General features: G+C 61.2%; 11 protein-coding genes. 2 read left to right on the plus strand and 9 right to left on the minus strand.

What is annotated here, in order from left to right; all coding sequences use genetic code 11:
* Nucleotides 1–172 precede the first annotated feature (172 nt).
* Nucleotides 173–619: a hypothetical protein gene (locus NH448_RS19390; RefSeq protein WP_213227871.1), complete on the plus strand. Its 447-nt coding sequence runs from the start codon at nt 173–175 to the stop codon at nt 617–619.
* Between the two features lie 58 nt (nt 620–677).
* Here the strand turns inward: NH448_RS19390 and NH448_RS19395 are convergent, their stop codons facing one another.
* The 5 genes from NH448_RS19395 to metH all read right to left on the minus strand — a co-directional run bounded on the left by NH448_RS19395 (nt 678) and on the right by metH (nt 9,506).
* A complete protein-coding gene (locus NH448_RS19395) occupies nt 678–1,667 on the minus strand; it encodes an AraC family transcriptional regulator (protein ID WP_253029258.1) in 990 nt (329 codons plus the stop codon).
* Between the two features lie 394 nt (nt 1,668–2,061).
* Entirely contained in the window at nt 2,062–2,604 is a 543-nt protein-coding gene (locus tag NH448_RS19400) for a DUF934 domain-containing protein (RefSeq protein ID WP_045992194.1), read from the minus strand.
* Nucleotides 2,597–4,249 (minus strand): nitrite/sulfite reductase, encoded by a 1,653-nt coding sequence (locus NH448_RS19405; protein ID WP_045992193.1) that lies wholly within the window; start codon nt 4,247–4,249, stop codon nt 2,597–2,599. Before NH448_RS19405 ends, NH448_RS19400 begins: the two co-directional genes overlap by 8 nt.
* Before the next feature lie 140 nt (nt 4,250–4,389).
* Nucleotides 4,390–5,805 carry an MATE family efflux transporter gene (locus NH448_RS19410; RefSeq protein WP_253029259.1) on the minus strand — a complete coding sequence of 472 codons (1,416 nt, stop codon included), beginning with the start codon at nt 5,803–5,805 and terminating at the stop codon, nt 4,390–4,392.
* On the minus strand, nt 5,805–9,506 hold the full coding sequence (gene metH / locus NH448_RS19415; RefSeq protein ID WP_253029260.1) for a methionine synthase: 3,702 nt from the start codon (nt 9,504–9,506) through the stop codon (nt 5,805–5,807). The genes NH448_RS19410 and metH overlap by 1 nt, the downstream gene beginning before the upstream one ends.
* A 319-nt stretch (nt 9,507–9,825) precedes the next feature.
* On the opposite strand from metH, the gene nfuA reads away from it, so the two are divergent.
* The gene (gene nfuA, locus NH448_RS19420; RefSeq protein WP_045992189.1) at nt 9,826–10,416 is read left to right on the plus strand and encodes a Fe-S biogenesis protein NfuA; all 591 of its coding nucleotides are present in this window, start codon (nt 9,826–9,828) and stop codon (nt 10,414–10,416) included.
* A 444-nt stretch (nt 10,417–10,860) separates the two neighbouring features.
* Here the strand turns inward: nfuA and NH448_RS19425 are convergent, their stop codons facing one another.
* The 4 genes from NH448_RS19425 to NH448_RS19440 all read right to left on the minus strand — a co-directional run.
* Nucleotides 10,861–11,334, minus strand: a complete 474-nt coding sequence (locus NH448_RS19425) for a hypothetical protein (RefSeq protein WP_253029261.1) — start codon at nt 11,332–11,334, stop codon at nt 10,861–10,863.
* 39 nt (nt 11,335–11,373) lie between these two features.
* The gene (locus NH448_RS19430; RefSeq protein WP_253029262.1) at nt 11,374–11,616 is read right to left on the minus strand and encodes a hypothetical protein; all 243 of its coding nucleotides are present in this window, start codon (nt 11,614–11,616) and stop codon (nt 11,374–11,376) included.
* Nucleotides 11,617–11,847: 231 nt separating this feature from the next.
* Nucleotides 11,848–12,231: a hypothetical protein gene (locus NH448_RS19435; protein ID WP_157033035.1), complete on the minus strand. Its 384-nt coding sequence runs from the start codon at nt 12,229–12,231 to the stop codon at nt 11,848–11,850.
* Nucleotides 12,228–12,708 (minus strand): RHS repeat-associated core domain-containing protein (locus tag NH448_RS19440; protein WP_253029263.1); only part of this gene is annotated, 481 nt, incomplete at its 5' end. The genes NH448_RS19440 and NH448_RS19435, both read right to left, overlap by 4 nt.

The following is a 12,708-nucleotide window of genomic DNA, read 5'->3' on the forward strand; positions in this document are numbered from 1 at the left end:
CGCCATCCTGCAGATGGCGCCGGGTCGCTTGCGTGGCCTCGCCAAGGACGCCATCGAGACAATCGGCATCAAGTTGGAACAGTCTGCACTGGCTGCCGCGACTAGGGTTCCTATAGCGCGATAGTGGCAAGCAATGCGCTGGCAGGGTCACGGCAAGGTGGGGAGCGACTTGATGAGTCATCCACTGTCGGTGCAGTGGCCTTACGACGTCATTCAGTTGGCAGGGGGCTACATGATCATCGCGGAACTTCACGATCACTGGCAGTGGTTCAAGCATCACTCGATACCTACCTTGGGGCACCGCTACTGGCACTGTGATGAGCTGATGCCATTGCTGCGCCGGCTAGACCGGGCGAACCGGCGGATTCAGGACTTCGGCCCGGTATTCACCGACCATGACCAGCAAAAGCTGGATCATCTGCGTGATCGCGCCATGGCACTTGTCGAGCAGGCGAGTGAAACAGCGACAAGGTGTCAGCAGCGGCTGGCGCTGGGCGACCAGGGGAGCTCTCGACCGCTTGACGAGCAAGAGCGGGCCTTGCTGCTGTCTTTCTACACGCTTCACGTCATCGAGCCTCTGGAGGATGCCCGGGCCCATCTGCTCGAAGAGCTTGGCTAGTCGACCTCTGGCATCGGGTGGGGGTGACGCCAGACACGGACATTGATGTCGCCAGACATCAGAGCAGCAACTGACGCTCGCACCACTCTCGGTGCCAGTCCTGGGGGCTGGCACCGTATTGACGCTTGAAGGCACGGGTGAAGCTGGCGGCGTTCAGGTAGCCGCAGTGGTACGAAAGCTGATCGATGCTGGGCGGATGGCGGGTCTTGAGTCTGGCCCTTGCCTGTTCCAGCCGGGTGCGCCTGAGCGTCTCGGCCACGCTCTCTGGGTGGTCGCTAAAGGCGCGGTAGAGCCCGGCACGGGAGCAGCCCAAGGCGTGAGCGATGCTGTCGACGTTCAACCGAGGCTCACCGGCGTGCAGTTCGATATAACGACAGGCGGCATTCATCAGGCTTTCGCGCTGGGTCGCCTCCCACTCGAGCGACAGCGGCCCTTTCAACTGCGCCAGCGCTACCAGGCTCATGTCGCGAGCGGTATCCAGTGCGCAGGCCAAGTCCTCGCCGGCGAGGGCCTCTTGCTCCTTGATGACGCCAAGCAGATGGGTCGTGAGCAACCGGGTCATGGCGTTGTCGGGAAGGCTGAAGGGGCTCGACTCGGCCCGCGTCAGCGCATCAGGCGCCCTGGCCTTGACCTGGGGTCGGGGAATCATCAGGTACAGCATCGAGTGCTGCATGGCGAGGCTGGACAGGGGCTGGAGGCTATCCAGCACCACCAGACCACTCTGGCTGGTGACACGATGTCGCTGGCCGTCGGCTTGCTGTAGGCGTGCTTCCCCCGCGAGCGTCAGGCTGACCAGCACAAAGTCGCTGTTGTCCTGGGCGAAGTGGGCGCTGGTGTCATCGTTGGTGCACCAGCCAAGGACCGTGCCCTCGGTGCTTGAAGCGTTGATCAGGTTGGCACGATAGTCGCCGGCATGGCGGCCCTGGGGAAGGTCGAGCGCTATGGAGGGATGCAGACTGCGCCAGTAGTCAAAGCGTAACTCTGGTGCAACCACCATCGTCGAATGACGCTGAAAGGCCGCCAGGGGGGATGGCGCTTCGCTGGACATAAGGAGCCTGAACAAGGTCTGGGGTGCGTGATCATCATCTGTTGCGCGTTCGAGCAGCGCTTGTTCAGCATAGATCACTACGCCAACTGGTTCGGCGGCCAGTGGCGAGCTACCTCCAATGCCTGAGAAAAAGATGAGATTGGCTCGTCTTTCAGGATCTATGGCTTACATATTGTGCATGGATGGGCATGGGCTGACATGAAACGCGGCGCATCGATATCCCATCTGCTGGTGCCCCTTCCACCAGACACGACAATGCCGCGATTCCTGCTGGCGCCAGCCTGTCACCACTGGGGCGACGGCGCCGGAGATCGCGGCATTGTTGATGGTGATGCTTCCTGCTTGCTTGGCAGGAGGTCGGTCGAACCAGGCAAGCTGTCCAACCCGGATAGGGTCAGGCGACGGCAGTTTCCCGCTGGCGTTCACGCGCCTCGCGCTGACGGCGCAGGAACATCGGCTCCGGGTTGTCGACGGACACCTGGTAGTGGCGCGAGAACACCGTGAGCGAAGCCAGGGCGTCTTCCACGACCTGGTCTTCGCGCAGTGAAAAGGCGTCGAAGCCACAGCGTGCCATATAGGACAACTGGTCGATCAGCACGTCGCCCACGGCACGGATCTCGCCCTTGAAACCGTGACGCTCCCTGAGTACCCGGGCCAGCGAATAGCCGCGGCCGTCGGTAAACTTGGGAAAGTCGATGGCGATCAGCGGCGCGTCTCTGAGTGCGGCGACGGTGTCCTCATCGAGCTGGGTGTCGCTGGGCAGCCAGGGCGCCAGATCGTCGCGACGCTCGGCGGCCAGCCAGACGTCCAGGCGGACGATGGTCATGGGCTTGACGGGGGTTGCACCCTCGTCATCGACGTCAGACTGGAGCACCCAGGCGTCTTCCACCAGGCGGCGTTCCTTGATCAGCGGGCGTTGCGGCGTCTGCTCAGGCATAAACGTGCTCCTTGAAGGGTTTCAGACCGATGCGGCGATAGGTGTCGATGAAGGTTTCGTCGGCTTCGCGGGCGCCAACATACACCTGCAGCACCTTGTCGATGACCTCCGGCACATCTTCGCGGAAGAAGGAGGGGCCGAGGATCTTGCCCAGCGAGGATTCGTTGCCCTGACTGCCGCCGAGGGAGATCTGGTAATACTCCTCGCCTTTCTTGTCCACGCCGAGAATGCCGATGTGGCCGACGTGGTGATGACCGCAGGCGTTCATGCAGCCGGAAATGTTGAGATCCAGCGGGCCAAGGTCGTAGAGGAAGTCGAGGCTGTCGAAGCGCTCCTGGATCGCCTGGGCCACCGGAATGGACTTGGCGTTGGCCAGGGCGCAGTAGTCGCCGCCAGGGCAGCAGATCAGGTCCGCCAGGGTGCCCACGGTGGGGTTGGCCAGGCGCAGCTCCTCGAGCTTGTGCCACAGTTCCTCGATACGGTCGACGGCCACGTCGGACAGCACCAGATTCTGTTCGTGGGTCACCCGCAGCTCGCCGAAGCTGTACTCGTCGGCCAGGTCGGCGATCTGAGCCATCTGTTCGGAGGTAACGTCACCCGGTGAATGACCGCTGCGCTTGAGCGACAGGGTAACGGCCTTGTAGCCCGGTACCTTGTGGTCGGTGACGTTGTTGGTGACGAAGCGGGCGAAGGCCCGGTTGTCACGACGCAACGCCTCGAAGGCCTCGATGGCGGCGTCATCCACCTTGCGACGGGGCGGATCGACGAAGTGCGCCGCCATGTCGTCGATGGCCTGCTGATTGAGGGTCTGGGCGCCGTCCTTGAGGTGGGCCCATTCTTCCTCGACGCGCCGACGCATCTCGTCGATGCCGAGTGCCTTGGTCAGGATCTTGATGCGCGCCTTGAACTTGTTGTCGCGGCGACCGAACTGGTTGTAGACCCGCAGCACTGCCTCGAGGTAAGTCAGCAGATGCTGCCAGGGCAGGTCCTCGCAGATGGTCTCGCCGATCATCGGAGTACGGCCGAGACCACCACCGACCAGCACCTTCACGCGGACGTCGCCGGCGTCGTTGCGCCACAGACGCAGACCGATGTCGTGGACCTGAATGGCGGCACGATCCTCGGCGGCGCCGGTCACGGCGATCTTGAACTTGCGCGGCAGGTAGTAGAACTCCGGGTGGAAGGTCGACCACTGACGAATCAGCTCACACCAGGGGCGCGGATCCACTTCTTCATCGGCAGCGATGCCGGCGAACTGGTCGGTGGTGGTGTTGCGGATATCGTTGCCGCTGGTCTGGATCGAGTGCATCTGCACGCTGGCGAGCTGTGCCAGCATTTCGGGCACGTCCTCGAGCTTCGGCCAGTTCAGCTGAAGATTGGTACGGGTGGTGAAGTGGCCGTAGCCGCGGTCATAGCGGGCGGCCAGCTCACCGAGCTTGCGCAGCTGGTAGGAGGCCAGCATGCCATAGGGGATGGCGATGCGAAGCATGGGCGCGTAACGCTGTACGTACAGACCGTTCTGCACCCGGATCGGGAGGAATTCTTCCTCGCTGATCTTGCCTTCGAGGTAGCGACGCATCTGGTCGCGGAACTGTGCGACGCGTTCGTCGACCAGGGTCTGATCATGGTTGTCGTAGCGATACATTCAGCGCGTTCCTGCAGCCAGGGAATGACGGGACGTTGCGGGTTACTCTACCTGCACGCCATTATGCTATAAAAGAATAAATAGTCATAGTTTGGGTGCAAAAGGTAATTAAAAGGTGTTGATAGGCGTCGTGCGGGGCGCTACACCTTCAGACTCTGCCAGCGGCGGCGTTGCCAGATCACCGCAAAGCACAGCGAGTTGAGCGCGCGGTAGCCTAGCTGACACCACCAGATGCCGGCCAGGCCGAAGCCTTCATGCACGCCGAACCACCAGGCCAGCGGCAGGAAGACCAGCCACTGACCGGTCAAGGTCATTTGCATCACCGTACGGTTGGCGCCGGCGCCGAGCAATGCCTGGGTGAACACCAGGGCGGCGGCGTCGAGCACGATCATCAGCGCGGTCAGGCGCAGCGGATCGACGCCCAGGGCGATCAGTTCGGGGTCATGCAGAAACAGGCCCAGCACGGCTTCCGGCATCAATGCCATGGGCAGGGACAGGGCAGCGAGCAGCAACCAGGCCATGTGCACCACCTCCCAGCCCCAGCGGTGGGCTCTTTCCGGCGACTCGCGCCCCAGCGCCTCGCCGACCAGGCTCATCGCTGCCATGCCCAGGCCCACGCCGGGCAGAATCAGCAACAGCGATAAGTTAACCAGCACATGGCCCACCGCCACGCTGGCGGTGTCGACCTGGCCGAGGATCCAGAACAGCACGGCGTAGCCGGCGGCGAACCAGAGCTGCTGAAAGGAGTGCGGCGTGGCCAGCTTCAGGGTGGTGGCCATGGTGCTGCCGCCGAGTCGCCAAGGCGAATGACACGGCCTGTGACGAGTGCCGCGATGGCCAGGCGTATGGCTCAACCAGGCCCAGATGGCGACACCGGCAAACAGCGACAGGCTGCTGCCGAGCCCGGCACCGCTGACGCCCATGGCGGGCAGGCCCCAGTAGCCGAAGATCAGGCCGATGCTTGCCAGCAGGTTGACCAGATGCATTACCAGCATGATCCGCAGGTACAGGCCGGTCTGCTGGATGCCGTTCCAGTAGCCTCGGTAGCAGAAGATCATCGCCACCGGCAGCAGCGCGATCAGACGCCAGCGAAAGTAGTCCACCGCCATCGACGTCACCAGCGGATCGTCGTTGAGCCAGGCCATGATCGGACCGGCCTGCCACAGACACAGGACCATCAACGGCAGGCCGATCATGACGGCCAGGGTAAGTCCCGCCGCCAGCGGCTCCCCGCGTGGATCGTGGCGCAGCTCAACGCCAAGATCGGCGGCCGCCGAGGCAACGGGCGTCTGATGGCGTTCGCCATGGCGCCGCGCTACCTGGGCCTGAACCCCCGACGACAGCCCGAACAGGCAGGCGGTGACCATGAACATGGCGTAGCCGCCGATGCCGGCGGCGGCCAGCTCGGTCTCGCCGAGCCGGCCCACCAGGGCGGCATCGACCAGGTTCATCAGGCTCTGGCTCAACATGCCGGCCATGATCGGCAGCGCCAGGCGCAGGATCAGACGCCAGCGCGTCAGGTCGGGCAGCAGGGCCTGTTGTTGCAGGGAACGCATCAGGCGTCGTAGGACAGTACCGGCGACAGCCAGCGTTCCATGACGTCCAGCTCCATGCCCTTGCGGCTGGCCAGGGCCTCGACCTGATCCCGGGTAATCTTGCCGGTGGCAAAGTACTTCGACTGCGGGTGGGAGAAGTACCAGCCGGATACCGCCGCCGCCGGCCACATGGCAAAGCTCTCGGTCAATTCGAGTCCGGTGCTGGCCTCGGCGTCGAGCATGCGGAACAGCGTCGCCTTCTCGGTGTGGTCAGGGCAGGCGGGGTAGCCGGGGGCAGGGCGGATGCCCTGGTACTTCTCGGCAATCAACGCCTCGTTGTCGAGCTGTTCCTCGGGTACGTAGGCCCAGAACTCCTTGCGCACCCGCTCATGGATCAGTTCGGCAAAAGCCTCGGCCAGGCGATCGGCCAGCGCCTGCACCATGATGGCGTTGTAGTCGTCGCCCTTGGCCTTGTAGGCCGCAGACAGCTCCTCGACGCCGTGACCGGCGGTGACCGCGAAGCCACCGATCCAGTCCGGCTTGCCGCTGTCCTTCGGGGCGATGAAGTCGGCCAGGCTGTAGCAGACTCCCTCTCGGTTCTTGGTGGTCTGCTGGCGAATATGGTGCAGACGCTCGATCACCTCGCCACGGGTCTCGTCTGAATAGACTTCGATGACGTCGTCATCGACGCTGTTGGCGGGCCACAGGCCGATGACCCCGCGAGCCTGGATCAGGCGTTCATCGATCAACTTGCGCAGCATCACCTGGGCCTCGTCGAACAGTTGGCGTGCGGCTTCGCCGACCACCTTGTCGTCGAGGATCTTCGGATACTTGCCGACCAGCTCCCAGCTCATGAAGAAGGGCGTCCAGTCGATACGATCGACCAGTTCCTTGAGGTCGTAGTCCTCGAACACCTTGAGACCGGTAAAGGTCGGCGCCGGCGGGGTATACCCCTGCCAGTCCAGCGCCGGCTTGCGCGCCCGGGCATCGGCGTAGGACAGGTCGGCGGCCTTGGGGCGGCGCTTGGCGTTGCGCTCGCGGACCTTGACGTACTCTTCCCGGATCTCGTTGACGTAGGCCTCTTTCAGCCCCGGTGACAGCAGCTTGCCGGCCACGCCCACGGCACGTGAGGCGTCGGTCACATAGATCACCGGCTGCTCGTACTGGGGTTCGATCTTGACCGCGGTGTGCGCCTTGGAGGTGGTGGCGCCGCCGATCAGCAGCGGCAGCTCGAAGCCCTGGCGCTGCATCTCCTTGGCCACGTGGACCATCTCGTCAAGCGAGGGGGTGATCAGTCCCGACAGGCCGATGATGTCGGCGTTCTCTTCCCGGGCGGTCTTGAGGATCTTGTCGGCGGGCACCATCACGCCGAGGTCGATCACCTCGTAGTTGTTGCACTGGAGCACCACGCCGACGATGTTCTTGCCGATGTCGTGGACGTCTCCCTTGACCGTGGCCATGACGATCTTGCCCTTGGCCTGGGTGTCTTCGCTCTTTTCCGCCTCGATGTAGGGGATCAGGTAGGCCACCGCCTGCTTCATCACCCGCGCCGACTTGACCACCTGGGGCAGGAACATCTTGCCGGCACCGAACAGGTCGCCGACCACGTTCATGCCATCCATCAGCGGCCCCTCGATCACCTCGATGGGGCGGGTCGCGCGCTGGCGGGCCAGTTCGGTGTCATCCTCGATGTAGGCGGTGATGCCCTTGACCAGAGCATGCTCGATGCGCTTCTCGACCTCCCAGCTACGCCACTCGAGGTCCTCCTTCTTCTCACCGCCGGAGCCGTCGCCCTTGTACTTGTCGGCGATATCGAGCAGCCGCTCGGTGCTGTCATCACGGCGATTGAGTACCACATCCTCGACGGCTTCGCGCAGCTCTTCCGGCAGGTCGTCATAGACCGCCAGCTGGCCGGCGTTGACGATGCCCATGGTGAGCCCTGCGCGAATCGCGTGGTAGAGAAATACCGAGTGGATCGCCTCGCGCACCGGATTGTTGCCGCGAAACGAGAAGGACACGTTGGAGACGCCACCCGACACCATGGCGTGGGGCAGGTGTTCGCGAATCCAGCGGGTGGCCTCGATGAAGTCCACCGCGTAGTTGTTGTGCTCGTCGATGCCGGTGGCGATGGCAAAGATGTTGGGGTCGAAGATGATGTCTTCGGCGGGGAAGCCGATATCGTCCACCAGCACCCGGTAGGCGCGCTGGCAGATTTCGGTCTTGCGCGCGAAGGTGTCCGCCTGGCCGGACTCGTCGAACGCCATCACCACCACGGCAGCGCCATGACGGCGGCACTCGGTGGCCTGGTGGCGGAAGGCCTCTTCGCCTTCCTTGAGCGAGATCGAGTTGACCACCGCCTTGCCCTGGATGCACTTGAGGCTGGCCTCGATGATCTCCCACTTGGAGGAGTCGACCATGATCGGCACCCGAGCGATGTCCGGCTCACCGGCGATCAGATTGAGAAAGCGCACCATGGCTTCCTGGGACTCGAGCATCCCCTCGTCCATGTTGATGTCGATCACCTGGGCGCCGTTCTCGACCTGCTCGAGCGCCACCTCCAGGGCGGTGGTGTAGTCCTCTTCCTTGATCAGTCGCTTGAAGCGAGCAGAGCCTGTGACGTTGGTACGCTCACCGACGTTGACGAACAGCGAATCGTGCTCGATGTTGAACGGCTCAAGGCCGGACAGACGGCAGGCTCTGCTGCGGTCCGGAATCTGGCGCGGGGGCAGATCCTTGATCGCTCGGTGGATGGCGGCGATATGCTCGGGTGTGGAGCCACAGCAGCCACCGATGATGTTGACCAGGCCACTGCGCGCGAATTCGGCGACGATCTCGGCCATCTCCTCGGGGGTCTGGTCGTACTCGCCGAACTCGTTGGGCAGGCCCGCGTTGGGGTGAGCCGAGACGAAGGTGTCGGCCTTGGTCGACAGCTCCTCGACGTAGGGGCGCAGCTCCTCTGCGCCGAGGGCACAGTTGAGGCCCACGGTCAGCGGCTGGGCGTGGCGCACCGAATTCCAGAAGGCCTCGGTGGTCTGGCCCGACAGGGTGCGCCCGGAGGCGTCGGTAATGGTGCCCGAGATCATTACCGGCAGGCGCTCGCCGGTCTCGTCGAAGATCTCTTCGAGGGCGTAGATCGCCGCCTTGGCGTTCAGGGTGTCGAAGATGGTCTCGATCATGATCAGATCGGAGCCGCCTTCGATCAGTGCCAGGGCTGCCTCGCGGTAGTTGTCACGCAGGGCATCGAAGGTCACGTTGCGCTTGGCCGGGTCATTGACGTCCGGCGACAGCGAGGCGGTGCGCGAGGTAGGGCCAAGCACCCCGGCCACGTAGCGGGGCACCCCGGTCTCTTCGCCGACGTCGTCGCACACCTGGCGGGCCAGCCGAGCGGCTTCGCGATTGAGCTCCGGGACCAGCTCCTCCATGCCGTAGTCCGACTGGGACAGGCGAGTCGAGTTGAAGGTATTGGTCTCGAGGATGTCGGCACCCGCCAGCAGATAGTCGCGATGGATGCGCGCCACCAGATCCGGGCAGGTCAGGGCCAGCAGATCGTTGTTGCCCTTGAGGTCCGACGGCCAGTCCTTGAAGCGCTCGCCGCGGAAGTCTTCCTCGCTCAAGGCCGCATTCTGCAACATCGTGCCCATGCCGCCATCCAGCATCAGAATGCGGTCTTTCAGGCTATCGATGAGGCGGGCTGTCTGAGGGGTCGGTGCTGCTACGGCCATGGGCGGGTGTGTCTCCAGCTAGACGCTTGTCAGGTCGACGAACGATAAATTTTTATGGGCCAGCGCTTGTGTCCACGCGGCAGGACCCCCATGTGCATGCCGGAATACACGGCGATGTCTCGGGAGTCGGTCGAAGGGGCCATATGGTACCAAAGCACCGGGCCTGGCGGCAGGGGCAGCGTACCTGCGAAGGCGGAAACCAAAATCCGAGTAAAATACTCGGGATTGAGTCTGACGCAGGTGTCGCTTACCATGGTCCTGACCAAACCCGCGGGGCCACAGCGCCCGCTGTCAGGCGGGGCGAACTAGCGAGAGACCCATGAGCGAGAATATCCAGATCACCGACAGCGCACAGGACTACCTGGCGGAGCTGCTCGAGAAGCAGAACGTCGAAGGTATCGCGGTGCGGATCTTCATCACCCAGCCGGGCACGCCCTACGCCGAGACCTGCCTGGCGTACTGCCGGCCGGGCGAGGAAGAGCCCAGCGACGAGCGCCTGGAGCTTTCCAAGATCGCCGTCTATCTCGACGCCAACAGCATTCCGTTCCTGGAAGAGGCGGTGGTCGACTTCAACGCCGATCGCATGGGCGGCCAGCTGACCATCAAGGCGCCCAACGCCAAGATGCCCAAGGTCAATGCCGACAGCCCGCTCGAGGATCGCATCAACTACATCCTCTACAGCGAGATCAACCCGGGCCTGGCGGCCCACGGTGGCGAGATCAAGCTGATGCAGCTGACCGACGACCAGGTGGCGGTGCTGGCCTTCGGCGGCGGCTGTCAGGGCTGCGCCGCGGTGGACCTGACCCTCAAGGAAGGCGTCGAGAAGACGCTGATGGAGCGCATCCCGGAACTTGCCGGCATCCGCGACGTCACCGACCACACCGACACCACCAACGCCTACTACCGTTGACGTTCAACCGGCCGACTGGCGCACTGAGGTTCCGCCCTCAGGATCAAAGGTGAATCAACAACGCCGCTCAAGAGAGCGGCGTTGTTGTGTTTGGGCAAACCATTAGGGGTAGGGGGCGCGCGAGACTGGTTGGGGAGCGACAGGCCCCCTGTCGAGCCGGTGTACGCGATCAGCCATCCACCGAAGTCATAGCGGAACTGCCGGCGGTCGCTGTTCTGGTTGGTCAGCGCCGAGAGTCGCAGCAGGCGGTCGCACTGGATAAATAATAAGAGCTGGACCATGGGGCCACGGCGCTCGATGGGCTGGTCCTTGCCGCTTGCCGTTGTGAAGAGTCGATAGTGCTGGTTGGTAGGGGCGTGACCTCCCGAAACTTTATATGGCGAACTCCACATCCAGCGTCGAAGAGCCGGATGTTTTCTGCATCCAAGAGTTTGAGAAAGCCACTTACCCTGAATACATGGATTCAATCATTATTCTAAGATGTTTGCTTCCAGGTTCTTCTCCCCATGACTCCATTAGCTCTGAAGATAATTTGTCGCAATGTGCTATTACATCTTTTCCAGAAACTTTATTCCCACACAAAGTTGAAGCACCACCAAATATGTTAGAGATTTCATCGACTAGAGCACCAAATCGTCCTATATATTTAGAGTCTAATGTTGCCAGTGGGTATTCAAGTTCAATTTTGTCGATCGGATCTTGTGCGTCCACAAGTTTTCCGGAAAGAAAAAGCTTTAGCTGTATGATTGTTTCAGATTGCCACGCAGGGGCTTTCTCTTTCCGATAAAAACTATAAGTGTCATAATTTAAGTTTGCTCCGGCGGTCTTAAGGATTCTGTTTGACTCACCAGGGGAGTACACCCTAGGTAAGTCAATAATTACGGACACTGTCTGATGAAATTCATCGTTATTATTCATAGGATTCCTTTTGTGGTAGGTACTGTATGCCTGAATGCATCAACCGCACCATGCCGAGCTGCCCTGGTGGCGGCGCACTTCGCGATGCAGGTCGTCGCGCTCGAAGGCCATCAGCTCGCGCTGGTCCAGGGTCATGGCGTGGACATGGCCGGAGCCATAGCGCAGCCAGGCCAGGGTCTGGCCGTCGGGCAGGGTGGTGGTCTCGCGGTTGCCCAGGGCGTCGTGGGTGTGGCGGGTGACGCTGGAGTAGTCACCGCCGTTGGGCAGCTGATGACGCTGCACCTCGGCGATCAGGTTGTCGGCGGTGTCGAAGTGAAAGCGCGTCTCGCTGTGGCGGCTGGCCCTTGCCGCCTGTCGTTAGATAGAGCCAATAGCGGGTGCGTTAGTCGGTAGGGCGGGGTTATGAGCTCTCGATATTTTCCCGGTTGCATTCCACATCCAGCTACGAAGAGCCCTATTTAGTTGCAGAAGATGGGGTTTGTTGGCCGTTTGATAATATACGAGACATTGCAATTAATAATTGCTGTCATGCATAGTTAAATGATGTGTTCTCATTGTCACGAACGGTTTTTGTGGGTTTTTTTCTAAATCTGTTTCCACAAATATTAGACTTCCCCCAATAGATACAATTAATAGTCCATCTTCTTCAATTGCTACCACCTCCCCAGTTAGCTCAATACTATCTTTTCCTTCCTTTATTTTTGGTTGTTTTGAGTTTGCTCCAAGTATTGTTGATCCCCACCAGAGTTTCTCGTCAATATCTATCTCAACATCATAATTCTCGTTTTTTATTGGCATATTTCCCAGCCATATAGCCTTCCCTCTTCCTAAGGGGCTGGCAAAGTTAACAAAAGTATTTTTATTGAGTACTTTGATCTCTTCGATTTTTACATTCATCGCGATGTCTTTCTCTGTGGAACCCTAATAACAGTGTTATCTACATTCATAACATTGTTTTCTGTATCCAGCGACCAGATTTCTTCGTGATAATGATGTTTGGTGGAGGAACTATTCATTTCATGGGAACCGTAACGGATACTGCGAGCACCATCTGAAGATACGATTCTATCGCGGTCGGGAGCACCCGTTCGAGGATGAATATCAGTGTGAGGTCCCGGACCCAAAAATTCGTCCCATCGGTCTGTTGCGTCCTCTGGTTTGACAGGTTTATTACTGTAGGTCTCATTGTGGTAACCCCGCCGAGGAACCCCCGAATCAGGACAGTTACACCCATTGTCCCTACTCAACCCCAGCGGATCCACCCATCCTGTCGGATTGGGGGCGTACATGTACAGGTTTTCGCCGCCGGCCAGTCCTATCGGGTCCTGGGTGGTGAAGCGTCCCGTCTCTGGATCATAGTACCGATGGCGGTTG

The sequence above is a fragment of the Halomonas sp. OfavH-34-E genome (assembly GCF_024124525.1).
GTDB lineage: Bacteria > Pseudomonadota > Gammaproteobacteria > Pseudomonadales > Halomonadaceae > Halomonas > Halomonas litopenaei.

Excerpts from the sequence above, each read along its gene's own strand:
- NH448_RS19390 (WP_213227871.1), top strand. The coding sequence starts at position 173 with ATGAGTCATCCACTGTCGGTGCAGTGGCCTTACGACGTCATTCAGTTG.
- NH448_RS19395 (WP_253029258.1), bottom strand. The coding sequence starts at position 1,667 with ATGTCCAGCGAAGCGCCATCCCCCCTGGCGGCCTTTCAGCGTCATTCG.
- NH448_RS19400 (WP_045992194.1), bottom strand. The coding sequence starts at position 2,604 with ATGCCTGAGCAGACGCCGCAACGCCCGCTGATCAAGGAACGCCGCCTG.
- NH448_RS19405 (WP_045992193.1), bottom strand. The coding sequence starts at position 4,249 with ATGTATCGCTACGACAACCATGATCAGACCCTGGTCGACGAACGCGTC.
- NH448_RS19410 (WP_253029259.1), bottom strand. The coding sequence starts at position 5,805 with ATGCGTTCCCTGCAACAACAGGCCCTGCTGCCCGACCTGACGCGCTGG.
- metH (WP_253029260.1), bottom strand. The coding sequence starts at position 9,506 with ATGGCCGTAGCAGCACCGACCCCTCAGACAGCCCGCCTCATCGATAGC.
- nfuA (WP_045992189.1), top strand. The coding sequence starts at position 9,826 with ATGAGCGAGAATATCCAGATCACCGACAGCGCACAGGACTACCTGGCG.
- NH448_RS19425 (WP_253029261.1), bottom strand. The coding sequence starts at position 11,334 with ATGAATAATAACGATGAATTTCATCAGACAGTGTCCGTAATTATTGAC.
- NH448_RS19435 (WP_157033035.1), bottom strand. The coding sequence starts at position 12,231 with ATGAATGTAAAAATCGAAGAGATCAAAGTACTCAATAAAAATACTTTT.